This is a genomic window from Cupriavidus taiwanensis (assembly GCF_900250115.1).
Classification (GTDB): Bacteria; Pseudomonadota; Gammaproteobacteria; order Burkholderiales; family Burkholderiaceae; genus Cupriavidus; species Cupriavidus taiwanensis_B.
The window spans coordinates 1,858,253-1,884,100 of sequence record NZ_LT984803.1 but is presented as its reverse complement, the minus strand read 5'-3'; the positions used below and the strand labels follow the sequence as shown (position 1 = coordinate 1,884,100).

22 protein-coding genes and 1 tRNA gene are annotated in these 25,848 nt (G+C 70.2%); 11 read left to right on the top strand and 12 right to left on the bottom strand.

Going from position 1 to position 25,848, the window contains the following annotated elements; translation table 11 throughout:
• The first annotated feature begins 97 nt into the window (after positions 1–97).
• From CBM2586_RS08895 to CBM2586_RS08870, 6 genes are read left to right on the top strand one after another with little or no spacing between them, the layout of a single operon-like run.
• Positions 98–724 (top strand): CDP-alcohol phosphatidyltransferase family protein, encoded by a 627-nt coding sequence (locus tag CBM2586_RS08895; RefSeq protein ID WP_115688712.1) that lies wholly within the window; start codon positions 98–100, stop codon positions 722–724.
• A 4-nt stretch (positions 725–728) separates the two neighbouring features.
• The gene (locus CBM2586_RS08890; protein WP_115687268.1) at positions 729–2,498 is read left to right on the top strand and encodes a bifunctional alpha/beta hydrolase/class I SAM-dependent methyltransferase; all 1,770 of its coding nucleotides are present in this window, start codon (positions 729–731) and stop codon (positions 2,496–2,498) included.
• Positions 2,495–3,871: a phosphatase PAP2/dual specificity phosphatase family protein gene (locus CBM2586_RS08885; RefSeq protein WP_115661963.1), complete on the top strand. Its 1,377-nt coding sequence runs from the start codon at positions 2,495–2,497 to the stop codon at positions 3,869–3,871. The genes CBM2586_RS08890 and CBM2586_RS08885 overlap by 4 nt, the downstream gene beginning before the upstream one ends.
• The gene (locus tag CBM2586_RS08880; protein ID WP_115687267.1) at positions 3,861–4,304 is read left to right on the top strand and encodes a hypothetical protein; all 444 of its coding nucleotides are present in this window, start codon (positions 3,861–3,863) and stop codon (positions 4,302–4,304) included. The genes CBM2586_RS08885 and CBM2586_RS08880 overlap by 11 nt, the downstream gene beginning before the upstream one ends.
• 6 nt (positions 4,305–4,310) lie before the next feature.
• Positions 4,311–4,937: a lysophospholipid acyltransferase family protein gene (locus CBM2586_RS08875; protein WP_115661965.1), complete on the top strand. Its 627-nt coding sequence runs from the start codon at positions 4,311–4,313 to the stop codon at positions 4,935–4,937.
• A complete protein-coding gene (locus CBM2586_RS08870; protein WP_115661966.1) occupies positions 4,934–5,896 on the top strand; it encodes a phosphatidate cytidylyltransferase in 963 nt (320 codons plus the stop codon). The genes CBM2586_RS08875 and CBM2586_RS08870 overlap by 4 nt, the downstream gene beginning before the upstream one ends.
• A gap of 13 nt (positions 5,897–5,909) precedes the next feature.
• Here CBM2586_RS08870 and CBM2586_RS08865 read toward each other — a convergent pair whose 3' ends face one another.
• Positions 5,910–6,809: a LysR family transcriptional regulator gene (locus CBM2586_RS08865; RefSeq protein WP_115687266.1), complete on the bottom strand. Its 900-nt coding sequence runs from the start codon at positions 6,807–6,809 to the stop codon at positions 5,910–5,912.
• A 184-nt stretch (positions 6,810–6,993) separates the two neighbouring features.
• On the opposite strand from CBM2586_RS08865, the gene CBM2586_RS08860 reads away from it, so the two are divergent.
• The 3 genes from CBM2586_RS08860 to CBM2586_RS08850 are packed head-to-tail and all read left to right on the top strand — an operon-like array spanning position 6,994 to position 10,191.
• On the top strand, positions 6,994–8,001 hold the full coding sequence (locus tag CBM2586_RS08860; protein ID WP_115661968.1) for a tripartite tricarboxylate transporter substrate binding protein: 1,008 nt from the start codon (positions 6,994–6,996) through the stop codon (positions 7,999–8,001).
• A gap of 11 nt (positions 8,002–8,012) precedes the next feature.
• The gene (locus CBM2586_RS08855; RefSeq protein ID WP_115663731.1) at positions 8,013–9,026 is read left to right on the top strand and encodes an NADPH:quinone oxidoreductase family protein; all 1,014 of its coding nucleotides are present in this window, start codon (positions 8,013–8,015) and stop codon (positions 9,024–9,026) included.
• A 13-nt stretch (positions 9,027–9,039) separates the two neighbouring features.
• Positions 9,040–10,191 (top strand): CaiB/BaiF CoA transferase family protein, encoded by a 1,152-nt coding sequence (locus tag CBM2586_RS08850; RefSeq protein ID WP_115661969.1) that lies wholly within the window; start codon positions 9,040–9,042, stop codon positions 10,189–10,191.
• 64 nt (positions 10,192–10,255) lie between these two features.
• Here CBM2586_RS08850 and CBM2586_RS08845 read toward each other — a convergent pair.
• The 10 genes from CBM2586_RS08845 to dapC form a co-directional block, all read right to left on the bottom strand.
• Positions 10,256–10,332 (bottom strand) — tRNA-Val (locus tag CBM2586_RS08845).
• 84 nt (positions 10,333–10,416) lie between these two features.
• Positions 10,417–11,967, bottom strand: a complete 1,551-nt coding sequence (locus tag CBM2586_RS08840; RefSeq protein ID WP_115687265.1) for a class I adenylate-forming enzyme family protein — start codon at positions 11,965–11,967, stop codon at positions 10,417–10,419.
• A 30-nt stretch (positions 11,968–11,997) separates the two neighbouring features.
• Entirely contained in the window at positions 11,998–12,996 is a 999-nt protein-coding gene (locus CBM2586_RS08835) for a tripartite tricarboxylate transporter substrate binding protein (RefSeq protein ID WP_115687264.1), read from the bottom strand.
• 182 nt (positions 12,997–13,178) lie between these two features.
• Entirely contained in the window at positions 13,179–14,450 is a 1,272-nt protein-coding gene (locus CBM2586_RS08830) for an MFS transporter (RefSeq protein WP_115687263.1), read from the bottom strand.
• A gap of 181 nt (positions 14,451–14,631) precedes the next feature.
• Entirely contained in the window at positions 14,632–15,525 is an 894-nt protein-coding gene (gene prmB / locus CBM2586_RS08825; protein ID WP_115687262.1) for a 50S ribosomal protein L3 N(5)-glutamine methyltransferase, read from the bottom strand.
• A gap of 22 nt (positions 15,526–15,547) precedes the next feature.
• Entirely contained in the window at positions 15,548–16,699 is a 1,152-nt protein-coding gene (gene dapE, locus CBM2586_RS08820; protein ID WP_115661974.1) for a succinyl-diaminopimelate desuccinylase, read from the bottom strand.
• Positions 16,700–16,718: 19 nt separating this feature from the next.
• Positions 16,719–17,066, bottom strand: coding sequence for an ArsC family reductase (locus CBM2586_RS08815; RefSeq protein ID WP_115687261.1), 348 nt, complete (start codon positions 17,064–17,066; stop codon positions 16,719–16,721).
• Positions 17,067–17,093: 27 nt separating this feature from the next.
• The gene (locus CBM2586_RS08810; RefSeq protein WP_115663732.1) at positions 17,094–17,477 is read right to left on the bottom strand and encodes a hypothetical protein; all 384 of its coding nucleotides are present in this window, start codon (positions 17,475–17,477) and stop codon (positions 17,094–17,096) included.
• Between the two features lie 89 nt (positions 17,478–17,566).
• Complete coding sequence (gene dapD / locus CBM2586_RS08805) at positions 17,567–18,394, bottom strand: 2,3,4,5-tetrahydropyridine-2,6-dicarboxylate N-succinyltransferase (RefSeq protein WP_115661975.1); 828 nt, start codon at positions 18,392–18,394, stop codon at positions 17,567–17,569.
• Between the two features lie 206 nt (positions 18,395–18,600).
• Positions 18,601–19,800, bottom strand: a complete 1,200-nt coding sequence (dapC, locus tag CBM2586_RS08800; protein WP_115687260.1) for a succinyldiaminopimelate transaminase — start codon at positions 19,798–19,800, stop codon at positions 18,601–18,603.
• Positions 19,801–20,007: 207 nt separating this feature from the next.
• Between dapC and CBM2586_RS08795 the strand changes: the two genes are divergently transcribed.
• Positions 20,008–20,976, top strand: coding sequence for a DMT family transporter (locus tag CBM2586_RS08795; RefSeq protein ID WP_115661977.1), 969 nt, complete (start codon positions 20,008–20,010; stop codon positions 20,974–20,976).
• Positions 20,977–20,987: 11 nt separating this feature from the next.
• On the opposite strand, the gene CBM2586_RS08790 is transcribed toward CBM2586_RS08795, so the two are convergent.
• Positions 20,988–21,815, bottom strand: a complete 828-nt coding sequence (locus CBM2586_RS08790; RefSeq protein WP_115687259.1) for a ferritin-like domain-containing protein — start codon at positions 21,813–21,815, stop codon at positions 20,988–20,990.
• A gap of 452 nt (positions 21,816–22,267) precedes the next feature.
• Between CBM2586_RS08790 and smc the strand changes: the two genes are divergently transcribed.
• Positions 22,268–25,783: a chromosome segregation protein SMC gene (gene smc / locus CBM2586_RS08785; RefSeq protein ID WP_115687258.1), complete on the top strand. Its 3,516-nt coding sequence runs from the start codon at positions 22,268–22,270 to the stop codon at positions 25,781–25,783.
• Positions 25,784–25,848 lie beyond the last annotated feature (65 nt).

The following is a 25,848-nucleotide window of genomic DNA, read 5'->3' as shown; positions in this document are numbered from 1 at the left end:
GTGGCCGGGCCAGGAGCCAGACCAACACCAAGAACAGGACGGAAGCGGCCGCCGCGCGGTGCGCTTCCGGCATCAGCTCGGCAGGGAGGCCGGCGCGATGACGCTCTACGAACTGAAACCCAGGTTCCAGGCCTGGCTGCGCCCCCTGGTGCAAGACCTGGCGCAGCGCGGCGTGACCGCCAACCAGGTCACGCTGGCCGCCGCCGCGGGCTCGCTGGCGGTCGGCGTGCTGGCCACGCTGGGCATGCTGGTGGCCGAGACCCCGGCGCTGTTCCTGCTGTTTCCGCTGTGGCTGTTCGCGCGCATGGCGCTCAATGCCATCGACGGCCTGCTGGCGCGCGAGCATGGCCAGCAGAGCGTGCTGGGCGCCTACCTGAACGAGCTCGGCGACATGGTCTCGGACCTGGCGCTGATCCTGCCGCTGGCCGCGCTGCCCGGCTTCAGCCTGGGGCAGGTGGGCACCTTCGCGCTGCTGGCGCTGCTGGTCGAGGCGGCCGGACTGATCGGGCCGCTGGCCGGCGCCAGCCGGCGCTATGACGGCCCGCTCGGCAAGAGCGACCGCGCCTTCGCGGTGGGCGCGCTCGCGCTGTGGGCGGGCCTGGGGCTGGGCTTCGGCGTCGCCGCCAGCTGGCTGTGGCTGCTGCTGTCGCTGTTGTCGCTGTTCACGATGGCCAACCGGGTGCGCCGCGGCATTGCCGAGGCGCAGTCCCGCCTTGCGGAGTAGCGCGATGGACCGACCGTCTTCCCGCCAGCCGCTGGAGCGGCAATTCGAGACCCACGACGGCCAGGCGCTGTTCTATCGCCACTGGCCCGCGGTGGAAGGCCCGGCGCGCGGCGCCGTGCTGCTGTTCCACCGCGGCCACGAGCATTCCGGCCGGGTCGCCCACCTCGCCGACGAGCTCCACCTGCCCGGCCATGACATCTTTGCCTGGGACGCGCGTGGCCACGGCAAATCGCCCGGCGAACGCGGCTACAGCCCCAGCCTGGCCGATTCCGTGCGCGACATCCAGACCTTCACCGCGCATATCGCCGAAGTCCACGGCATCCCGCTGGAACGCACCGCGGTGGTCGCGCAGAGCGTGGGCGCGGTGCTGGCCGCGACCTGGGTGCACGACTACGCGCCGCCGATCCGCGCGCTGGTGCTGGCGTCGCCGGCGTTCAAGGTCAAGCTGTACGTACCGTTCGCGCGGCCGGGGCTGAAGCTGATGCAGCGCCTGCGCGGCAAGTTCTTCGTCAACAGCTACGTCAAGGCAAAGTTCCTGAGCCACGATCCCGAGCGCATCGCCAGCTATGACAGCGATCCGCTGATCACGCGCCCGATCGCGGTCAATATCCTGCTGGACCTGTACCAGACCGCCGAGCGCATCGTCGCCGACGCGGCCGCGATCACGGTGCCGACGCAGCTGCTGATCTCCGGCGCCGACTGGGTCGTGCACCGCGGGCCGCAGGAGCGCTTCTATGAGCGCCTGGGCTCGCGCACCAAGGAGCGCATCGTGCTGGACGGCTTCTACCACGACACCCTTGGCGAACGCGAGCGCAAGCTGGCGGTCGATGCCGCGCGCCGCTTTATCCTGCGCGAATTCGACGCGCCCTCGGCACCGCGCTCGCTGCTCGATGCCGACCAGATCGGCCCGTTCCGCGAGGAAGCCGACCGGCTGGCGTCGGCGCCCGGCGGCCTGGCCGCCTGGTACTGGCGCGCGGCGCGGGCCAACCTGAGGCTGGGCGGGATGCTGTCGGACGGGGTCCGGCTGGGCCACCAGACCGGCTTCGACTCGGGCTCGACGCTCGACTACGTTTACCGCAACACGCCGTCCGGCCGCGGCGCGCTGGGCCGGCTGGCCGACCGGCAATACCTCGACGCGATCGGCTGGCGCGGCATCCGCCAGCGCAAGGTCAACGCCGAGGCGCTGATCGCCGAGGCCGTGCGCCGCCTGCGCGCGGCCGGCATGCCGGTGCGCATGGTCGATATCGCCGCCGGCCATGGCCGCTACGTGCTGGAAGCGCTGGGCGCGCTGGAGGGCGGCGCGGCCGCGGTCGCGTCGATCCTGCTGCGCGACTACAGCGCGCTGAACGTGGAGCAGGGCCGCGCCCTGATTGCCGCCAAGGGCCTGCAGCACGTGGCCCGCTTCGAGCAGGGCGATGCCTTCGACGGCGACAGCCTGGCCGCGCTGGCGCCCGCGCCGACGCTGGCGGTGGTGTCCGGCCTGTACGAGCTGTTCCCCGACAACGCCATGGTGCGACGCTCGCTCGACGGCCTGGCGCGCGCGGTGCCGCCCGGCGGCTACCTGGTCTACACCGGCCAGCCCTGGCATCCACAGCTGGAATTCATCGCGCGCGCGCTGACCAGCCATCGCGCCGGCGCGGCCTGGGTGATGCGGCGCCGCTCGCAGGCCGAGATGGATGAACTGGTGCGGTCCGCGGGCTTCGACAAGGTCACGCAGCGCATCGATCCGTGGGGCATCTTTACCGTCAGCCTGGCGCGCAGGCGCGGCGCATGAGCACGGTGCCGACGCAGGCCGGCGCCGCCGCGCCGGCGCGGCGGCCGTGGGGCCTGGCCTGCCTGCTGCTGGCGCTGGCCGGCGCGTTGTTCTTCTCCAGCTATGGCTTTGCCAACTGGCTGGCGAGCCAGCGCGCCGAGGTGCCGTCGTTCCACTTCGCATGGGAGCGGGGCATTCCGTTCCTGCCCTGGACCATCGTGCCGTACTGGTCGATCGACCTGCTGTACGGCATCTCGTTCTTCCTGTGGCGCAGCCGCGCGGCGCTGCTCACGCACGTCAAGCGGCTGGTGCTGGCGCAGCTGGTGTCGGTGGCGTGCTTTATCGCCTTCCCGCTGCGCTTCAGCTTTGCGCGGCCCGCTGCCGACGGCCTGCCGGGCCAGCTGTTCACGCTGCTGGGCGGCTTCGACCTGCCGTTCAACCAGGCGCCGTCGCTGCATATCAGCCTGCTGGTGATCCTGTGGCTTGCCTTCGCGGCGCACCTGCGCGGCGGCTGGCGCTGGTTGCTGCACGGCTGGTTTGCGCTGATCGGGGTGTCGGTGCTGACCACCTGGCAGCATCACCTGATCGACGTGCCCACGGGCGCATTGGTGGGCTGGCTATGCGTCTACCTGTTGCCGATGCAGCTGCCCGCCGCCGCGGCCGGCGTGCCTGATGCGCGCACGCGGCAGCTGTCGCGCCGCTACGGCGCGGGCACTGTGGTGGCGTTGCTGTGCGCGCTGCTGGCGGTGGGCGCATCGGTGACGCTCGCGTTCCTGCTGCTGTGGGCCGCGCTGGCGTTGGCCTGCGTGGCGCGCATCTACGCGCTGGCGGCGCCGGCGTGGTTCCAGAAGGATGGCGACGGCAAGATCGCGCCGGCCGCGCGCTGGGTGCTCGCGCCTTACCTGCTGGGCGCCTTCCTCAACTCACGCTGGTGGACACGGCGCGCGCCGCAGGCCAGCGCGATCGCGCCGGGTGTCTGGGTGGGGCGCTTCCCGACGCGGTCCGAATTGCGCGTGCTCGGCGCGGATGCCGTGCTTGACCTCAGCGCCGAACTGCCGCGCGCGGCCACGGCGCCCGGACTCGCCTATCGCTGCGTGCCGGTGCTGGACCTGACCGTGCCGACGCCGCAGCAGATCGGGCAGGCGGTGGCGCAGCTCGACGCCTGGCAGCGCCAGGGACGCCGCGTGCTGGTCAGCTGCGCGCTGGGCTATTCGCGCAGCGCGCTGGTCGCGGCAGCGTGGCTGGCGCGGCGGCAGGGGCTGCGCGATGCTGGCGCCGCGCTGGCGGCGCTGCGCCAGCATCGGCCGGCGGTGGTGCTCGGCCAGCAACATGCCGAAGCGCTGCAACGCTGGCTCGACCGTGCGGCCACGCAGGAGCCTGGCGATGGCCGCTGATCACGACGCAGGTCTGGCGCATCGCACCGACGCCTGGATCGCGCACGCGGTGACGGGCGCGCTCGCGGGGGCCGCGTGGATCGGCGCCGCGGGACTGGCGTTCGCCATGCTGGCGGCGTGGCTGGGCGCGGGCACCGCGCTCTCGCGCTGGCCGGCGGCGCTGGCCCTGCTGCTGGCGCTGCCCCAGCTGTGGCTGCTGCTGCGCGTCGCGATCGACCGCCGCCTGTTCGGCGCGCTTGCCGGGCGCGTGCCGGACCAGGCCGACCTGGGCGGGCTCGATGGCGCGTTGCTTGAACTGGGCTGGATGCCGGCCGCGCGGGCCGCACGCCCGCTGTCCGAACGCGCCCGCGGCGCGCTGCGCCTGGTGCGCGCCAGCGCCGCGCTGACCGTGTGCCAGCTGCTGCTGGCCCTGCTGTCCCTGGTCTTGAGGTAAACAACCATGTGGCTTGCCCGCGCCACCGCGCGCGCCATCATCGTCTTCGCCCGGCTGCTGACAGGCATGCGCGCCAACTGGCAGGGCTGCATCCCGGCCGCGGTGCAGCGCGTCTACTTTGCCAACCACAGCAGCCACGGCGACTTCGTGCTGATCTGGGGCTGCCTGCCGCCCGACCTGCGCACGGTGACGCGGCCGGTGGCGGGCGCCGATTACTGGGAGACATCGCCGCTGCGCCGCTTTATCGGCCGCGACGTGTTCCGAGCGCTGCTGATCGACCGCACCCGCAGCGATCCCGGCAGCGACCCGGTGGCGCTGATGCAGGCCGCGCTGGCGGCGGGCGACTCGCTGATCCTGTTTCCCGAAGGCACGCGCAACACCACCGATGCGCGCCTGCTGCCGTTCAAGAGCGGCATCTACCACCTGGCGCGCGCGTGCCCCGAGGCGGAGTTCGTGCCGGTATGGATCGACAACCTGAACCGCGTGATGCCCAAGGGCGAAATCGTGCCGGTGCCGCTGCTGTGCACCGTGACCTTCGGCCAGCCGCTGCGGCTGGCCGCCGACGACAGCAAGGACGCCTTCCTTGCGCGCTGCCGCGCGGGCCTGCTCGCGCTGGCCCCGGAACTGGAATGAACGCCATGCCCACCCTGCACTGGAGCCGCGAGACCTGGCTGCTGTTCGGCGGCCTGTTCGGCGTGCTGCTGCTGGCCTCGACCGTGACCGCGCTGCTGCGCTGGCGCGTGGCGGGCGGCGGCCGGCACGCGGTGATCGACAACCTGGCGCAGCGCGTCAGCGCCTGGTGGTGGATGATCGGCATCATGGGCGTGGCCTTCGCGCTGGGCCGCACCGCGGTGATCGTGCTGTTCTCCCTGCTGTCGTTCTTCGCGCTGCGCGAGTTCGTCACCATCATCACCACGCGGCGCGGCGACCATCGCGCCATCGTCGCCGCGTTCTTCGTGTTCCTGCCGCTGCAGTACGTGCTGGTCTATATCGGCTGGTACGGCATGTTCTCGATCCTGATCCCGGTCTACGCCTTCCTGGTGCTGCCGATCCTGGCGGCGCTGTCGTCCGAGACCACGCGCTTCCTGGAGCGCTGCGCCGGGGTGCAGTGGGCGGTGATGGTGTGCGTGTTCTGCATTTCGCACGTGCCGGCGCTGCTGACGCTGCCGATCCCGGGCTTCGACGGGCGCAACCTGCTGTTGATCGCCTTCCTGGTGATCGTAGTGCAGGGCAGCGACGTGCTGCAGTACGTGTGGGGCAAGCTGTGCGGCAAGCGCAAGATCGCGCCGCTGCTGTCGCCGTCCAAGACCGTCGAGGGCTTTGTCGGCGGCGTCGCCAGCGCCACCGCGCTGGGCGCGGCGCTGTGGTGGATCACGCCGTTCTCGCCGTGGCAGGCCGGCGCGATCGCGCTGGTGATCGCGCTGATGGGCTTCCTTGGCGGGCTGGTGATGTCGGCGATCAAGCGCGACCGCGGCATCAAGGACTGGGGTCACATGATCCAGGGCCACGGCGGCATGCTCGACCGGCTCGACTCGGTGGTGTTCGCCGCGCCGGTGTTCTTCCACGTCACGCGCTACTGGTGGGTGCCCTGATCCGCTCAGCGGCTTACAACGCCATCTCTTCGCACCACGCCACCACCGCATCGCGGAAGTCCTGGCAGATCGGCGACAGGTAGCCGTCGGCGCGCCACAGCACCGCCAGTTCGTGCTGCCACGACGTGCCCGGGGCCTCGATCGCGGCCAGCCCCTGGCCCTCGGCCTGGCGCAGCATGCGCGGCGGCATGATGCCGAGCAGGTCCGAGTGCCGCAGCAGCTCGCCGAAGGCCACCGGCGACGCCGTGCTTTCCACCGCCACGCGCGGCGGCGGCAGCCCCACCGCGGTGAACCGTTGTTCCAGCCACTGGCGCAGGTACAGCGAGCTGGCCGGCACCACCCAGCGTTCGCCGGCAAGGTCCGCCAGGGTGCGAAAGCTTTCGCGGCGCGGATGGGCACTGCGGCACACGATCTGCATGCTGAGCGGCCCGAGCGGCGCCCAGGCAACCTCCGCCGGCACGCTGGCGGGGCGCGCAGCGAGGATCAGGTCGGCTTCGCCGTTCTGCAGCATCGCCAGCAGGCGCGCGCTCAGGTGGGTCTCGATCGAGAACGTGGCCAGCGGCCGGCTCAGGAAGAAGCGCGCCAGCAGCGGCGACAGCAGCGAGGGCAGCAGGTAGGGGATGGCGCCCAGGCGCACCGTGCCGGCGCGCGCCGCGCGCTGCTCGGCCAGTTCGCTACGCATGTCGCCGGCGGCCAGCGAGATCCGGCGCGCATGCGCGGCCAGGGTGTGGCCCGCGCCGGTCGGTACCAGTCCGCGCGGGGTGCGCTCGAACAGGGGCATGCCGGCTTCGCCTTCCAGCCGCGCCAGGGTCTTGGACAGCCCGGACTGGGTCATGCCCAGGGTCTCGGCGGCACGGTGCAGGTTGCCCTGGCCGATCACGACCAGGAAGGCTTCTAGATCCTCGAATCGCATGGGGCGGGATGGCGCTGGGGGTGCGGGCCATTGTAGCGCCATGCCTGCCGGGACTTGCTTCGCGCCGCGCGGGAATCGCGGCGGCGCGGGCGCTGGCCTAGACTGCGTGGCATCCCTCGCGCACCGCACGGCAGTGGACACTGCGGCGGGCACTACAGAAGGGCGCCAGACAGGAGACCCATCGATGCCATACCGTTCCGCATGGCTGCGCACAGCCATGGCCGCCATCTTGATGGCCACCGTTCCCGCCGTGATGCCGGCCGCAGCCGCGGCCGCCGATCCCGGCCCTGCCGAACCCTATCCGTCGCGGCCGCTGACCATCGTGGTGCCGTCGGTGGCGGGCAACGTCAATGACGCCGTGGCGCGGCTGATCGGGCAGGAGCTGACCAGGAGCTGGGGCCAGCCCGTGATCGTCGACAACAGGCCCGGCGCGGGCACCACCACCGGCACCAAGTACGTCGCCAGGGCGGCCCGGGATGGCTACACCGCGCTGCTGACCTTCACCGCGCACGTGCAGAACCCGTCGCTGTACCGCGGCATCGGCTATGACCCGATCGCGGATTTCACGCCGGTCAGCGAGGTCGCGATCTCGTCCACCATGCTGGCGGTGTCGCCGGACTTTCCGGGGCGCACGCTGCCCGAGCTGGTGGCGCTGCTCAAGGCCAATCCCGGCAAGTATCCGTATGGCTCCTATGGCGCCGGCACCACCGGGCATATCCTGGGCGAGCTGCTCAAGCGCGAGGCCGGCGTGCAGATGGAGCACGTGGCGTACAAGGGCGGCGCGCCGCTGGCCACCGACCTGGCCGCGGGACATGTGAAGCTCGGCTTTATTGCCGTGGGCACGGCGATGCCGCTGCTGCAGGGCGGCAAGCTGGTGCCGGTGGCGCTTGCCGGCGCCGAGCGCTCGGCCCTGCTGCCCAGGGTGCCGACCTTCCGCGAGGCCGGCTACCAGGGCTTCGAGCCGGATGCATGGATGGGGCTGCTGTTCCCGGCCGGCGTGCCGAGGGCGCGGGTCGACGCGCTGTCGCGCGAGGTGGCGCGCATCGTGCGACTGCCCGAGGTCGCGAAGAAGATGCAGGACCTGAACCTGGTGCCGGTGGGCGGCACGCCGGAGGCCTTCGCCACGGTGATGAAGAACGACCGCGACAAATGGAGCCGCATCATCCGCGATGTCGGCATCACGCTCGAATGACGGGGACGCCGATGCAAGCCGACGATTACCAGGGACTGGTCTGCTCCCGCTGGTGCCACTGGAGCGAGCTGGCGCTGCAACGCATCGCGCGCCGGCCGCTGGCGCCGGGCCAGGTGCGCATCCGCGTGCGCCACGCCGGCGTGGGGTTCGCGCTGAGCCTGTTCGTGTCGGGCAAATACCAGCGCAAGCCGCCGCTGCCGTTCACGCCGGGCACCGAGGTCGCCGGCGAGATCATCGAAGTGGCGCCCGACGTCACGCAGCTGCGCCCAGGCCAGCGTGTGGCCGCGGCGCTGGACTGGGGCGGCATTGCCGAGGAGGCGGTGGCGACCGCCGCGACGGTCTATCCCGTGCCCGAAGGACTGCCGCTGGCGCACGCCGCCGCGCTGCCGATCACCTATGGCACGGTATGGGCCGCTCTGGCATGGCGCGCGGCGCTGCAGCCGGGCGACACCATGCTGGTCCACGGCGCCAGCGGCGCGCTCGGCACCGCAGCGGTCCAGGTGGGCCGGCTGATGGGCGCGCGCGTGATCGCCACCGCCAGCACCGCGGCCAAGCGCGACGCGGCGCTGCGCAATGGCGCCGCGCACGTGCTGGAGCCGGATCCTGACACGCTGGCCGCCGCGGTCAAGGCGCTGTGCCCGGCCGGCGGTGCCGACGTGGTGTTCGACCCGGTCGGCGGCGACCTGTTCGACGCCTCGCTGCGCTGCGCGGCGCCGGGCGCGCGGCTGCTGTCGATCGGCTATGCCAGCGGGCGCATCCCGTCGGTGCCCGCCAACCTGCTGCTGGTGAAAAACCTGACGCTGGTCGGCTTCAACTATGGCTACTACATCGGCTGGGGGCTGACCGATGAGCGCCGGCGCTTTGCGCCGCGGGTGCAGGCCATGGTCGGGGAGATCATGCAGGCCGCGGCCAGTGGCAGGCTGGCGCCGCCGGTGCTGCAGCACTTTGCGCTGGGCGACTGGCTCAACGCGGTCGACACCACCATGTCGCGCCGCGCTATCGGCAAGGTCATGCTGGATATCTGAACGGAGCCAACTTATGCACCATGCAACCGCGGCGAGCGCGGACGATGCCATGTTCGACGGCCTGACCGTGCTCGACCTGAGCCAGGGCATCGCCGGCCCGTACTGCGGGCTGATCCTGCGCCAGCAGGGCGCGCGCGTGATCAAGGTGGAGCCGCCGGGCGGCGACTGGTCGCGGCAGATGGGGCGCATCCGCGCCGGCCAGACCGCGATCGCGATCGCGTGCAACGCCGGCAAGGAAAGCGTGGTGCTGGACGCGCGCAGCGCCGACGGCCGGGCCGCGATCGGCCGGCTGGCGCAGCGCGCCGATGTGGTGATCCAGAACTTCCGCCCCGGCGTGGCCGAGCGCATGGGCGTCGGCTACGAGGCCCTGGCCGCGCACAACCCGGCGCTGGTCTATGTCTCGATCTCGGGCTACGGCCATGCGGGGCCGCTGGCGAACCGGCCCGCGGTGGATACCACCATGCAGGCCTACAGCGGCCTGATGCACCTGAATCGCGATGGCGCCGGCCAGCCGCGCCGCATCGCCTTCTTCATGGTCGACCTGGCCACCGGACTGTACGCGTCGCAGCAGGCGTCGGCGGCGTTGTACAAGGCCGCGCGCAGCGGCCGCGGCCGCCATGTGCGGCTGTCGCTGCTCGAGACCAGTGCCGCGCTGCAGTCCTACCTGATGGTCGACGATGCCATGTTCCCCCATGCCGAGCTGGCGGCGGCCAACGCGCCGACCGGGCTGTTCGAGGCGGCCGATGGCGCGCTGTACCTGAGCATGCTCAACGACGCGATGTTCCTGCGGCTGGCCGCGCTGCTGGGATTCGACGACTGGCTTGCCGATGCCTCGCTGCACTCCAGCGCCGGCCGGCTGCCGCGCGCGGCGGAACTCGGCCGGCGCGTGGCGCAGGCGCTGGCCGCGCGGCCGCTGGCGCACTGGGAGGCGCTGCTGACCGAGCACGATGTGCTGTTCGCGCGCGTCGGCCATGCCCGCGATCTGCTGCAGAGCGCGCAGTGCGCGCAGGCGGGGGTGTTCGGCCGGCTGCCGCTGGCGGGCGTTGGCGAGGTGCCGTGGGCCAACCTGCCCGGCATGGCAGGGCGGGAGCGGCCGGCAGGGACTGCGCCGGCGCTTGGCCAGCATACCGGGGCGGTGCTGGCGGAGTTCGGCATCGGCGCCTGAAGCGGACCCGCAAAAGAAAAACGGACGGTGCGCGAATGCGTACCGTCCGTGTTCCCTTGTGCGTTGGTAGGCTCGATTGGACTCGAACCAACGACCCCCACCATGTCAAGGTGGTGCTCTAACCAGCTGAGCTACGAGCCTAGCGAAGGCGCGAATTATAGAGAGCCCTTCACGATTGCGCAAGCACCCCGCGCGACTTTTTGCCGGGGTGCATGCCAGGGCGCGTCAGGCAGTGCCGATACGGTCGCGCAGTTCGCGCTTGAGCACCTTGCCGATGGCGCTGCGCGGCAGGCGCTCCACCGCGTGGATCGCGGCCAGCCGCTGGGTCTTGCCGAGCCGCTCATTGGCCCACGCCAGCACCTCCTGCGCGCTGGCGCCGCCGTCGGCGCGCAGCGCGACAAAGGCCACCGGGGTCTCGCCCCAGCGCTCCGACGGCACGCCCACCACCGAGACTTCGGACACTGCCGGATGCTCGCGCACCACCGCCTCGAGGTCGCTCGGGTAAATGTTGAAGCCGCCCGAGATGATCATGTCCTTCTTGCGGTCGAGCAGCACCAGGAAGCCGTCCTCATCGAAGCGGCCGATATCGCCGGTGCGGATAAAGCGCTGGCCCTGCGCGTCATGCCATTCGGTCTCGGCGGTCTTTTCGGGCTGGTTGTGGTAGCCGTTCATCATCGCCGCCGAGCGGCCCACCACTTCGCCGGTGCTGCCGGGTGGCAGCTCGCGGCCGGCCTCGTCGATGATGCGCACGTCGGCGCCGGTGGCGGGGCGGCCGACGGTGTGCAGCTTGTGCGGGAACTGGTCGGCGAACAGCAGGCAGCCGCCGCCGCCTTCGGTCATGCCGTACAGCTCGGTCAGCGCGCCGGGCCAGCGCCGCAGGATCTCGGCCTTCAGCGCCGGGCTGCACGGCGCGCTGGTGCAGAACTTGTGCCGGAACGACGCCAGGTCATGGCGATCGAATTCCGGATGCGCCAGCAGGCGCTGGTACTGCACCGGCACCAGCATGGTGTGCGTGACGCGATGCCGCTGCGCCAGCGCCAGGTACTGGCCCGCATCGAACTTCGCCATCAGGATGGCGGTGCCGCCCAGCCCGATGGTGGGGAAGAAGCTGGCCAGCGTGGTGTTGGAATACAGCGGCGTCGACAGCAGCGTGACCGCATCGGGCCCATAGCCGGTGGCGGCGCCGCGCGACACATGGGCCCAGCGCATGCCGTGCGACTGAACGATGCCCTTGGGCGCGCCGGTGGTGCCGGAGGAATAGATGATGTTGAGCGGCAGCTCCGGGCGGATCTCGGGTTCCGTCACCGGCGTCCCGGCGGGCGCCAGCCAGTCCGCGTACGGCACGCCCGCGTCGCTGCCGTCCAGCGCCACCACGGGGGTGCCAGCCAGCCTGGCACGCACCGGCGCCAGCACGTCGGCGACGCTGGCGTCGATGAACACGATGCGCGCGCCAGCGTCGGCAATCATGCCGGCCAGGCTGTCGGGCGTGGATGACGGCGCCAGCGGCGCGACCACCACGCCGGCGCGCACCGCGCCCAGGTACACCGCGGCGTATTCGATCGACGACGCGGCGCAGATGGCGATGGCTGCGCCGGGCCGCACCCCGTCGCGCGCCAGCGCCGCGGCAATGCGATCCATGGCGGCGTCGAGCCCGGCGTAGTCGAGCACGCGCTCGCCGTGCATCAGCGCGCGTTGCACGGGGCGTTGCGCGGCGTGCTCGCGCACGAGCACGGACATGGTGGTGAAGGGACGTTGGAGCGGAGTCGGCTGGGTCATGTCGGACAGTGTTGGTGAATGCGGCAAGCCTTACTGGATCTGCGCGCCGGAGTCTTTCACCACCTTGCTCCAGCGGTCGATCTCGGCGTCGATATGGGTGCGCAGCGCGGCGGGCGTCGAGCCTACCGGCTCATAGCCGTTGGCCGCCAGCGTGGCCTTGAGCTCCGGCTGGCGCAGCACGGTGGCAATCTCGGTACTGAGCCGGTCGATCACGGGCTGCGGCGTGCCGGCCGGCGCCAGCATCGCGTACCAGCCGGTAATGCTGATGCCGGGCACGCCGGCCTCGGCCAGCGTCGGTACTTCGGGGGCGACGGCGGCGCGCTGGCTGCCGGTGACGGCGAGCGCGCGCAGCTTGCCGCTCTTCACATGCGGCAGCGTGGTCGAGATGCTGTCGAAGGTGACCTGGACTTCGCCGGACAGCATCGCCGTCACCACCTGGGCGCTGCCCTTGTACGGCACATGGGTCATCTTGATGCCCGCCACGGAATCGAACAGTTCACCGGCCAGGTGGCCGGTATTGCCGTTGCCCGCCGAGGCAAAGGTCAGCTTGCCGGGCGCGGCCTTGGCCGCCGCGATCAGCTCTTTCACGTTGGTGGCCTGCAGCGAGGGGCTGCCCGCGAGGATCATCGGCAGGTTGGCCACCAGCGATACCGGCGCGAAATCCTTGCGCGTGTCGTAGGGCAGGCGGGGATACAGGCTGGTGTTGATGGCATGCGCGGCCAGCACCATGATCAGCGTGTAGCCGTCTGGTTTGGCGCGCGTCAGTGCCTGGCTGGCGATGGTGCCGCCGGCGCCCGGCCGGTATTCCAGCACCACCGGCTGGCCCAGGCGCTCCTGCAGCTTCGCGGCGACGGGACGCGCCAGCAGGTCGGCGCTGCCGCCGGGCGGATAGGGGATCAGCAGCTGGATCGGGCGCGCTGGCCAGGTCTCGGCGCCGGCGCCGGCGGGCAGGGCGGCTGCGGCGGCGGTGGCCAGCATGGCCGCCAGCCATGCGCGGCGGCCCCGGGCGGGGCGGGATGTGGATGCCATCGGGTGTCTCCTCGTGGTGCCGGCCGCGCGCGCAGCCGGGGTCCCTGCGCCGGATCCGGCTGGGACGTTGGTGTCACCAACGGTAATGGCGTCAGGCTGCCAGCGGAATTCTTAAATCGATAAGTCTGGCTTTTTGCAGGCGAAGCGGTACCGGGTAATCCGGGGCCGGCATCCGGTTGCGGCTAATGGCTGGTCGGATGCGCCGGGCTGAACCAGTAGGGCACCAGCGCGGCGGCGATCAGCACCGCCGCCGACAGGAAGATCGCCGCATAGGTGGTCGGCGCCGGCCAGCCGCGCACATGGCCGGCATTGGCGATCAGGCCGAAGGCCCATGAGGTCAGTGCCGAACCCAGGAACACGAAGGTATTGAGCAGCCCCAGCCCGCGTCCGCGCTGCGACGGCGGGATCAGCCCGCGGCCCTGCGCCATCACCAGCGGATGCAGCATGCCGATGGTCGACAGCAGCGCCATCATCGCCACGCCAGAGCCGATGCCGCGGTCCGGCCACAGCGCCAGCAGGATCGACCCGGCCATGGCAAGGCACGACCAGCCGGCAATGGTGGTCTTGAGCGTGCTGCGCCGCACCAGCACCGGCAGCAGGAAGGCGGTCAGGAAGCCGGCCAGGCTCAGCAGTGTCAGCGCCACGCCGCGCGGCGCCGAGCCCAGGCGGAACACGTCGGCCAGGTAGGGGCCGCTCCAGGCATTGCGGAAGGCGGTGCCGGCGGCCATCGCCACGCACACCGGGATCAGCGTCCACAGCGGTGCCAGCTTGAGCAGCTGCAGGCTTTCCGACAGCATCGCCGGCCACGACGCGCTGCGGGCCTCGGCATGGCCCTGGTCACGCACGCAGCGCCACACGCCATAGCAGGCCGCCACCATGCCCAGCGCCGACACCGCCATCGACGGCCGCCAGCCCACCAGCGAGATGGCCCAGCCCAGCGGCGCGGTCGCGCACAGCGAGCCGATCATGCCGGTGGCGTTGGAGCGGCTGACCACGCGGGTGTAGTCGCGCTCGGACAGCTGCTCCGAGGCGAAATGCAGCAGGCCCATGAACACCGGCGCGCACGCCAGTCCCAGCCCCACCTGCGCCAGCGTGGCCGCGGCGCCGTTGGGCGCCAGCACGAACAGGATCGACGACAGCGCGCCCACCGCCAGCAGCAGCGCGGTCGGACGGCCCACGCCATAGCGGTCGAAGGCGATGCCCACCGGGATCTGCGCCACGGCAAAGGCCAGGAAGAACGAAGAGGACAATGCGCCGAAGCCCGCCGGCGACAAGCCGAAATCGTGTTGCAGCTCCGGCGCCATCACCGCCAGGCAAGAACGGAAGAACTGGCTGAGGGCGAACGCGAAGGTCAGGAGGGCGATGCCGCGCACGGCATACCGCGCCGGGCTGCGCGCGGGCAGGGCGGCGGCGCCGGGGGGCGATCCGGAAGGGGGGGAATTGCTGGGGGTCACGGCGTCAGTGGCGCTGGCTCTGCAGCGAGTGTAGGGCCTGCGCGCGTTGCGGGATCAACGGATGGCCGGTGTTCGCCCAGATTGCGCGGGCGGTGACCTTGTGCCGCTTGTTTGCTCCCTCTCCCCCAGCCCCTCTCCCGCAAGCGGGCGAGGGGAGCAAGCCGTCGCGGAATTTACCGTATCAGCCCGGCAACGCGTCGTACGTCAGCAAGAACACCTGCTCATCCCCCGCGCTGACCGGCAGCCACACGATCTCCAGTTCCGGGAAGGCGGCTGCCACGTTGGCATGCTCGTTGCCGATCTCCACCACCAGCACGCCGCCCGGATTCAGGCGCGCCTTGGCCCCGGCGATGATCCGCCGCACCACGTCCATGCCGTCGTCGCCGCCGGCCAGCGCGATGCGCGGCTCGGCCAGGTATTCCGGCGGCAGCGCCTGCATCGAGGTCTCGTTGACGTAGGGTGGGTTGGTCAGGATCACGTCGTAGCTGGCGCCGTGCGGCAGCGGCGCGTACAGGTCGCCCTGGTACAGCCGGATGCGGTCTTCCATCTTGTAGTCGGCCACATTGCGGTGCGCCACGGCGAGCGCGTCGGGCGAGATGTCGACCGCGTCGACGCGGGCGTTCGGCCAGACGTGCGCGGCCACGATCGGCAGGCAGCCGGAGCCGGTGCACAGCTCCAGCACCGGGCCGATGCTGTCGCTCTCGCCGACCCAGGGCTCGAGGCCTTCCTGCAGCAGTTCGCCGATAAAGCTGCGCGGCACGATCACGCGTGAATCGACGTAGAAGCGCAGGCCGTGCATATACGCCTCATGCGTGATGTAGGCCGCCGGCACGCGCTCGTTGACGCGGCGGTCGATCACCTTGAGCACGGCCTCGACTTCCTCGGGCAGCAGCCGCGCGTCGAGGAAGGGATCGAGCGTATCGAGCGGCAGGTTGAGCGTATGCAGCACCAGGTAGGCCGCCTCGTCATAGGCGTTGGCGCTGCCGTGGCCGAAGGACAGGCGCGCGGCAGTGAAGCGCGACACGGCCAGGCGCAGCAGGTCGCGCACGGTGCGCAGGGGAGAGGGCGTTGCCATGAGGGTTGTCTTTGCGAAAAAATCAGGCGACCAGGCGTTCCAGTACGCCGCGGTACACGTTCTTCAGCGGCTCGATGAAGCGCACTTCGACGTGCTCGTCGATCTTGTGGATGCTGGCGTTGGGGGGGCCGAACTCGATCACCTGCGGGCAGATCCTGGCGATAAAGCGGCCGTCGGAGGTGCCGCCGGTGGTCGACAGCTCGGTGTCGAAGCCGGTCTCGGCCTTGATCGCCGACGACAGCGCTTCGGACAGCTCGCCGCGCGGCGTCAGGAAGGGCTCGCCGCCCAGGGTCCAGTCAAGCGTGTAGTCGAGGCTGTGGCGGTCCAGGATGGCATGCACGCGCGCCTTCAGGCCCTCGGGCGTGCTCGCCGTCGAGAAGCGGAAATTGAAGTCGATGGTGACGTGGCCCGGGATCACGTTGGTGGCGCCGGTGCCGCCGTGGATGTTCGACATCTGCCAGCTGGTGGGCGGGAAGTACTCGTTGCCCTGGTCCCAGACCTCGGCGGCCAGTTCGGCCAGCGCCGGGGCGGCGTCATGGATCGGGTTGCGGCCGAGGTGCGGGTAGGCGATATGGCACTGGATGCCCTTGACCGTGAGCTTGCCCGAGAGCGAGCCGCGGCGGCCGTTCTTGACCATGTCGCCGAGCGCGTTGACCGAGGTCGGCTCGCCGATCACGCAGTAATCCAGGCGCTCGCCGCGCGCGGCCAGCGCCTCGACCACCTTGACGGTGCCGTCGTGCGCGGGGCCTTCCTCGTCGCTGGTGATCAGGAAGCCGATCGAGCCGGCATGGGCGGGATGGGCCTTGACGAACTCTTCCACCGCCACCACGAAGCCGGCGATCGAGGTCTTCATGTCGGCGGCGCCGCGGCCGTACAGCTTGCCGTCGCGGTGGGTCGGCGCGAACGGGTCCGAGTGCCACTGCTCCAGCGGGCCGGTCGGCACCACGTCGGTATGACCGGCGAACACCAGCAGCTTGCCGTCCTTGCCCTGCGTGCCGCGCCGGACCGCCCACAGGTTGGTCACACGGAAATCGTCGGGCCCGCTGACCAGCGCTTCGCAGTCGAAGCCGAGCGCCTTCAGGCGGGTTTCCAGGATGGCCTGGCAGCCTTCGTCGGCGGGCGTGACGGAGCGGCGGCGGATCAGGTCTTCGGTAAGGGCGAGGGTGGGGTTCATCGGACGGCGGAATCGGAAATCAGAACTGGCTGGCGTACTGGTCGGCGGAGAAGCCGACCATCACCTTGCCATCGTGGGCCAGCACCGGGCGCTTGATCAGCGACGGGCTTTGCTGCATCAGCGCGATCGCGCCGGCTTCTTCGTCGGCGCGGGCCTTGTCGGCGTCGGACAGTGCGCGCCAGGTAGTGCCCTTGCGGTTGAGCAGCGTGGCCAGCGGCACGTGCCGCAGCCAGCCGCGCAGCATGGCCTCGTCCACGCCCTGCTTCTTGAAGTTGTGGAAGGTGTAGGCCACGCCGTTGGCATCGAGCCAGGTGCGGGCCTTCTTGACGGTATCGCAGTTGAAAATGCCGTAGAGCAGGACGGTCATGGCAAGTCTTGATGGAATTCGGGGGATTCAGCGCAACAGCAGGTTCAGCGCGATCACCAGGCCGCCCAGGCCCAGCGCCACGCCGCCCATCGCCACCGCCGTCATCAGGCGCAGGCGCCGGTCCAGCCGGGCGGCTTCCTTGCGCAGCGCGTCGATGGTGATGGCGTGCTGCTCGGCCAGCAGCTTGACGGCCTCCGCCTGCTGGACGACTGCGGCTTCGAGTTCGGCGATGCGCGTCGCGGGATCGCGCGCGTCGGCCACCGCGGCGTCGGGGGTGCCGTCCTTGCGCTTGTTCTTCTTCAGTTTCTCGAGGGTCTTGTTGGCCTGCTCGAGAATGGTGGGCAGCAGGGAAAGCACGGTGCTGACGGTGGTGGGATCCAGGGCCATGAGTCGCTTGCGGAGGGAGGGCATGTTCAGCCTGGCCAGGCGGGTGACGACGGTCAATCAGCCCCGGAGCCGGGCCCCGGGGCGTCGCAGCCCATGCGGGCCGCGAGCGGCCCTCAGTCGCCGCGCAGCAGGTCGTTCAGGCTGGTCTTGGCGCGGGTCTGCGCGTCGACCTTCTTCACGATCACGGCGCAGTACAGGCTGTACTTGCCGTCCTTGGACGGCAGGTTGCCCGCCACCACCACCGAGCCGGCCGGCACGCGGCCATAGTGGATCTCGCCGGTTTCGCGGTCGTAGATCTTGGTCGACTGGCCCAGGTACACGCCCATCGAGATCACCGAGTTTTCCTCGACGATCACGCCTTCGACGACTTCCGAGCGCGCGCCGATAAAGCAGTTGTCTTCGATGATCACCGGGTTGGCCTGCAGCGGCTCCAGCACGCCGCCGATGCCCACGCCGCCCGAGAGGTGCACATTCTTGCCGATCTGCGCGCACGAACCGACCGTGGCCCAGGTGTCGACCATGGTGCCTTCATCGACATAGGCGCCGATGTTGACGTACGACGGCATCAGCACGGCGTTCTTCGCGATGAACGAACCGCGGCGGGCCACCGCGGGCGGCACCACGCGGAAGCCAGCCTTGGCGAAGTCGTCGCCGCTCCAGTTGGCGAACTTGGTCGGCACCTTGTCGTAGAACTGGGCAAAGCCGCCGGCACTCATCGGCGCGTTGTCTTCCAGGCGGAACGACAGCAGCACGGCCTTCTTGACCCACTGGTTGACGATCCAGTCCTTGCCTTGCTTCTCGGCCACCCGCAGCGCGCCCGAATCGAGCTGGCCGATGACGTTGGCGACTGCCTCGCGGATGTCATTGGGGGCGGACTTGGGCGACAGGCTGGCGCGGTCTTCCCAGGCCTGGTCGATCAGGGCTTGCAGTGCTTGCGTCATGTTTGGTTTCTCAGGTGTTGAATGTTGATGTTCGATCGTCGGGCCTGGGCCTCGACCCTTTGTTTGCTCCCCTCTCCCGCTTGCGGGAGAGGGGCCGGGGGTGAGGGCGGGCGGTTCTACTGGCGTGGTGCCTTGCTGAACCACCCCTCACCCCGACCCTCTCCCCCTGAGGGGAGAGGGAGGACACAATTGGACAAACTCAGGCCTCAGCCCAGTGACCTGCAAAATTCCACGATCCGGCGCGCGCCTTCCAGGCATTCCTCCGGCGTCGCCACCAGCGCCATGCGCACGCGGTTGGCGCCCGGGTTGATGCCGTCGGCCTCGCGCGCCAGGTAGCTGCCCGGCAGCACCGTCACGTTCTGCTCGGCCAGCAGGCGGGCGGCGAACCCGGTATCGCTCAGGCCGGTGCGCGACACATCCGCCCACAGATAGAAGCCGGCATCGGGCAGCGCCACGTCCAGCACCTCGGCCAGCATCGGCGTCACTTCACTGAACTTGCGCACATAGGCGGCGCGGTTCTCGCGCACGTGGTCCTCATCGTTCCAGGCGGCGATGCTGGCGCTCTGCACTGCCGGGTTCATCGCGCCGCCATGGTAGGTGCGGTAGAGCAGGAACTGCTTGAGCAGCGCGGCGTCGCCGGCGACGAAGCCCGAGCGCAGGCCCGGCACGTTGGAGCGCTTGGACAGGCTCGAGAACACCACCAGGCGGTCAAAGCCGCGTCCCAGCCTGTGCGCGGCCTCGAGCGCGCCCAGCGGCGCGCGGCCCTCGTCGAAATAGATCTCGGAATAGCACTCGTCGGAGGCGATCACGAAGCCGTAGCGGTCGGACAGCGCGAACAATTGCTTCCAGTCCTCCAGCGACAGCACCGCGCCGGTCGGGTTGCCGGGGGTGCAGACAAAGAGCAGTTGCACCTTCTGCCAGACCTCGTCGGCAATGCGGTCGAATGCCGGGGCGAAATTGCGCGCCGGGTCGCTGTTGGCGAATACCGGGGTGGCGCCGGCCAGCAGCGCCGCGCCTTCGTAGATCTGGTAGAACGGGTTGGGGCACAGTACCAGCGCGCCCGGCCGGGTGCCGTCGACCACGGTCTGGGCAAATGCGAACAGCGCCTCGCGCGAGCCGGTCACGGGCAGCACTTCGGTGGCGGCGTTGACCTTGGGCAGGCCGTAGCGGCGCTCCAGCCAGCCCGCAATGCACTGCCGTAGTGCATCGGAACCGGCCGTTGTGGGATAATTCGCCAGCCCCGCAAGCGACTCGGCCAGCGCTTGCTTGATGAAGGCAGGCGTCGGATGCTTGGGTTCACCGATGCCGAAGCTGATGGCCGGCTTGTCGGCAGCCTTTACTTGCGCAAAGAGCACCCGCAGTTTCTCGAACGGGTAGGGCTGGAGCAGGTCGAGGCGCGGATTCACAGTGTCAGTCGGGGCCGGTTAAAACGACGCATTATAGAGGAACGGCGCGGGTTTCCGTGCGCCGGCCCGGCCCGCCAGGCGGTCTTTGGCCAGGGTTGGGCCGCCACGGATGGCGGGCATCACGCCACGGTGATGCCGCCGGCGCCGTCCGGACGCTGCCCGCCGGTGACGGCAGGCGGGCCGGCTCGCCTCGCACCGATTCCCTTTATGAGCACAAAGACAGTTGCGGCGCCGCCGGCGCCGGCCGACCGCCATGCGGTCAAGGCATCGCTTTCCATCCTGATCGGCGCCTCGGTGTGGGGCATCGCCTGGTTCCCGTACCGGGTCCTGGCCGGCTGGGGCCTGGGCGGCATGCATGCCGCGGCGCTGGTCAGCGCGGTCGCGGCAGTGCTGTCGCTGCTGGCCTTCCGCCGCCACCTGGGCGGCCTGCGCCCGCACTGGCTGTTCGTCGCGATCGGCCTGGCGGCGGGCGTGACCAACGCCGGCTTTGTCTGGGGCAGCGTCAACGGGCATGTGATGCGGGTGCTGCTGCTGTTCTACCTGACCCCGGTCTGGACCGCGCTGTGCGCACGGCTGTTCCTGGGTGAGCGCCTGTCGGCGGCCGGGCTAGCGCTGGTGGGGCTGGCGCTGTTCGGCGCCGGGCTGATGCTGTGGACGCCCGCGGTCGGCGTGCCGCTGCCAGGCTCCGCCGCGGAATGGTCCGGGCTGGTCGGCGGCATGGGCTTTGCCGTCAACAACGTGCTGTCGCGCCGGGCCGGGCAGCGCTTTCCGGACACCGACGCACGCGTGCGCACCGTGGTGGTCTACCTGGGCTGCACCGTGGTCGGCGTGCCGGCCGCGCTGCTGCTCGATGGCCCGGCGCTGGCCATCGTGCCAGGCGCGCAGGTCAGCGCAGCGATGCTGGTGCTGGGGCTGGCGGCGGTGCTGGTGGTCAGCAACTCGGTGGTCCAGTACGGGCTGCAGCGGCTGCCGGCCAACCGCGTGTCGCTGCTGATGCTGTTCGAGATCGTCATTGCCGCGGTCTCGTCGTGGTGGCTGGCCACCGAAGTGCTGAGCTGGAAGGAGGCCGCCGGCGGCCTGTGCATCATCGCCGCCGGCGCCTTGTCCGGGCTGGTGCACCGCAGCCGCGCCGCGCCCGCGCTGACGGCGGGGGCCGAGGCCGCGGCCTGCCACTAGCCCGGCGCGGCTCAGTGCAGGATCACCCGCGACACCATCGCCACCAGCGGTGCGCGCACCGCGCGCTCGACGCCGCGGTGGAGGTGCAGCGGGCGCAGCAGCATCTTGACGGTCATCTCGATCGGGATATTGCGGCGGATCACGCCTGACACGCGCGTATTGAGCGCGCGCACCTCCGCCTCGGGCACCGACTCGACCCCGCGTTCCATGCGCAGCACGTTGCGCAGCGCGATCGCCGCGTCCTCGTTCTTGATCTCCAGCAGCCGGCGCGCCAGCGCGCGCAGCACGCGCAGCCGGCCCGGGCGCTCGGCTTCGGCGAAGCGGTTGAAGAAGTGGAAGAAGTGTTTGTAGTGTCGCACCTCGTCGTTGGAGATGCGCCGCGTCAGGTCGCGCAGCACCGGTTCGTCGCTGGCCTGCTCGAGCGCCCGGTAGTAGGCCGCGGTGCCGGTCTCGACCACGCAGCGGGCCGCCATCTCGAGCGCCTCGGTGGGCTCGAACTGGTCGATCGAGCAGGTCTGGCGGTACTCGTCGAAAAAGCGCGCATAGCCGCGCTCCCAGTCGAATTCCGGCCAGACATGTTCGACATAGCGCCGCAGCGCCACGCCATGCTGCAGTTCCTCGGCTTCCCAGTGCGCGGCAAGCCAGCCGGCGGCTTCGGGCACGCGGGCGTAATAGGTGGCAAGGTTGCCGGCATAGGTGTCGGAGCCGCTCTCGATGAACGATGCCGACACCAGCAGGTAGAACAGGTCGCGGTCGCCGCGCACGCGCGCCACGTCGATCGCCTCGTAATGGATGTCGCTGACAGACCACGGCCGGGCGGCCGCTGACGGTTCACTCATGCTCTGTCCTCCTGGTTGGCCTTACGGTGGCGAAGGCGGGCTGGGGGTCGTTCATGGTGCGTGGGGCCGGAGCGTATCCGGCATCACGCCGACAGAGCAGAGACTAGCATTTACCCTGATTAGTTTCCGGGTGGATCACGCCGCAAGCGTAGCTGGCTGCCGGCGCGCGGTTTGCCAAAGTGCTTGTGAAACCGCTTGTAAGGGCCGGAAACGCAAAGGAATTCCGCCACCCGGCCACCTCCCCCGGAGGACCCCAAACGGGCCGGCGAAGGCATCTGCGATGGTATGATTAGCCCCAATTCTCGGGCTGGAGGGGTGTTTTGAGGTGCTGGCGTCACGCCGTGCCGGGCTCCCGCGCAGCCCGGCTGTTCCGAACCGTGCAATAGCCCCGATACCCGATACCAGGCCGCCCCCGCTTCCCTGCCGGAGTGGCCGATACCACACGAGAAACCGTGCGACTATCCTCGATCAAGCTGGCGGGCTTCAAGTCATTCGTCGATCCCACCAATTTCCAGGTGCCGGGCCAACTGGTCGGCATCGTCGGTCCCAACGGCTGCGGCAAATCCAACATCATCGATGCGGTGCGCTGGGTGCTGGGCGAGTCACGCGCGTCCGAGCTGCGTGGCGAATCCATGCAGGACGTCATCTTCAACGGCTCGACCGCGCGCAAGCAGGCCGGCCGGGCCAGCGTCGAACTGGTGTTCGACAACGCCGAAGGCCGCGCCGCCGGCCAGTGGAGCCAGTACGCCGAAGTCGCGGTCAAGCGCGTGCTGACCCGCGACGGAACCTCGTCCTACTACATCAATAACCAGCCGGTGCGCCGGCGCGACATCCAGGACATCTTCCTGGGCACGGGCCTCGGCCCGCGCGCCTACGCCATCATCGGCCAGGGCATGATCTCGCGCATCATCGAGGCCAAGCCCGATGACATGCGCATCTTCCTGGAAGAAGCGGCGGGCGTGTCCAAGTACAAGGAGCGCCGCCGCGAGACCGAGAACCGGCTGTCCGACACCCGTGAAAACCTGACCCGGGTCGAAGACATCCTGCGCGAACTCGGCAGCAACCTCGAAAAGCTCGAGGGCCAGGCCGAAGTGGCGCAGCGCTTCAAGACGCTGCAGGCCGACGGCGAAGAGAAGCAGCACCTGCTGTGGCTGCTGCGCAAGCGCGAGGCGCAGCAGGAGCAGGAACGCCACCAGCGCGCCATCAAGCAGGCCCAGATCGACCTGGAAGCCCAGACCGCGCAGCTGCGCCATGTCGAAGCCGAGCTGGAAACCATGCGCGCCGCGCACTATGCCGCATCCGATGGCATGCACGCGGCGCAGGGCGCGCTGTACGAGGCCAATGCCGAGGTCAGCAAGCTCGAGGCCGAGATCCGCTACGTGGTCGAGTCGCGCAACCGCGTGCAGGCCCAGATCGCCGCGCTGACCGCGCAGCGCGAGCAGTGGCAGGGCAAGGCCGAACAGGCCACCGACGAACTGGCGCAGGCCGAAGAAAACCTGGCCGTGGCCGAAGGCCGCACGGTCGAGGCGCAGGAGGCCGTCGCGCGCCAGAACGACGAGCTGCCGACGCTGGAAGCGCAGTGGCGCGAAGCCCAGCTGCTGCTCAACGAGCAGCGCGCCGGCATCATGCAGGCCGAGCAGGCGCTCAAGCTGGAGGCCGCGCAGCAGCGCAGCGCCGACCAGATGCTGCAGCAGCTGGAACAGCGCCGCGAACGGCTGTCGGCCGAAGACAAGGGCCTGGACCGGCCCGACGAAACCCGGCTGGAGCAGGCCCGCGCCGAGCTGGCGGAGCAGGAGGCGCTGGTCGAGGAAGCCCAGGCCGTGCTCGCCGACGCCGAAGAGAGCGTGCCGCGCCTGGACGAGGCGCGCCGCGCCGCGCAGGCGCGCGTGCACAGCGAGGCCGCCGCCATCGCCACGCTGGAGGCGCGCCTGGCGGCGCTGCGCCAGCTGCAAGAGAACGTGCAGACCGACGGCAAGGTGCAGCCCTGGCTGGCCAGGCATGAACTGTCCGAGCTGCCGCGGCTGTGGAAGAAGGTCCATATCGAGCCGGGCTGGGAAAACGCGCTCGAATCCGTGCTGCGCGAGAAGCTGGCAGCGCTGGAAGTGTCGAACCTGGACTGGGTCAAGGCCTTCCTGGCCGACGCGCCGCCGGCAAAGCTGGCGTTCTACTCGCCGCCGGCCGCGGCCCGTCCGCTCGAAACGCCGGCCGGCCTGCGCCCGCTGATGGCGCTGGTGCAGATCACCGAGCCCGGCATCCGCGCGGTGATGCAGGACTGGCTCGCCGACGTCTATGTCGCCACCGACATGGCGCAGGCGCTGGCCGCGCGCAACACGCTGCCCGACGGCGCTTCCTTCGTGGTCGCCGAAGGCCACCTGGTGGGCCGCAACGCCATCCAGATCTACGCCGCCGATTCCGAGCAGGCCGGCATGCTCGCGCGCGAGCAGGAAATCGAAAACCTGCACAAGCAGGCGCGCGCGCAGCTGCTGCTGTCCGACGAGGCCAAGACCGAGGCGGTGCGCGCCGAAGCGGCCTACACCCAGGCCAGCCAGGCGCTGGGCGAAGCCCGTGCCCGTGCCGAGCAGGCCACCCGCCGCGTGCATGCGCTGCAGATGGACGTGCTCAAGCTGTCGCAGGCGATGGAGCGCTATGCCGCGCGCAGCGGCCAGATCCGCGAGGAACTGGAAGAGATCCACGCGCAGGTCGAAGAGCAGCGTGCCATCCGCGCCGAATCCGAGGCCAGCTTCGAGCAGCACGACGCCGCGCTGGCCGAGATGCAGGCCAGCCACGAAGACCAGCAGATGGCCTTCGAGGCGCTGGACAGCAAGCTCTCCGGCGCGCGCCACCAGCTGCGCGACCTCGAGCGCGCCGCGCAGGAAGCGCTGTTTGCCGAGCGCAACCTGGCCAGCCGCATCGACGAGCTGCGCCGCAATATCCAGGTGGCGGCTGACCAGGCCGAGCGCATCGCCGAATCGCTGGAAAACGCCCGCGCCGAACTCGAGACCATCAACGAGCAGACCGCGCATACCGGCCTGCAGGAAGCGCTGGAGCGCCGTGCCGAAAAGGAAGAGAAGCTGACCATCGCGCGCACCGAGCTCGATGCGCTGTCGGCGCAGCTGCGCCAGCACGACGAGCAGCGCCTGGCCGCCGAGCGCAGCCTGCAGCCGCTGCGCGATCGCATCACCGAGCTCCAGCTCAAGGAACAGGCCGCGCGCCTGAACCAGGAGCAGTTCAGCGAGCAGCTCAGCGCCGCCGCGGTGGACGAGGCCGCGCTGGCCGACAAGCTGACCGGCGAGCTGAAGCCGTCCTACCTGCAGGGCGAGGTCACGCGCATCAACAACGCCATCAACGCGCTGGGCCCGGTCAACATGGCCGCGCTCGACGAACTGGCCGCGGCGCGCGAGCGCAAGACCTTCCTCGACGCGCAGTCGGCCGACCTGAACGACGCCATCGGCACGCTCGAGGACGCGATCGCCAAGATCGACCAGGAAACCCGCGCGCTGCTGCAGGGCACCTTCGACCAGGTCAACCATCACTTCGGCGAGCTGTTCCCGTCGCTGTTCGGCGGCGGCCAGGCGCGCCTGATCATGACCGGCGAGGAAATCCTCGATGCCGGCGTGCAGGTGATGGCGCAACCGCCGGGCAAGAAGAACTCGACCATCCACCTGCTGTCGGGTGGCGAGAAGGCGCTGACCGCGATCGCGCTGGTGTTCGCGATGTTCCAGCTGAACCCGGCGCCGTTCTGCCTGCTGGACGAGGTCGACGCGCCGCTGGACGATGCCAATACCGAGCGCTACGCCAATATGGTGGCGCGCATGTCGGACAAGACCCAGTTCGTTTTCATCTCACATAACAAGATTGCCATGGAAATGGCTCATCAACTCATTGGCGTGACCATGCAGGAGCAGGGCGTTTCGCGGATCGTGGCAGTAGATATGGACGCGGCAGTATCGATGGCGGAGGCAGCATGAGCAGTAAGCAGGGACCCCGCGCAGCGGGGAAGCGCACGTCCGCGAATGCTGCGCGCAACCGACAC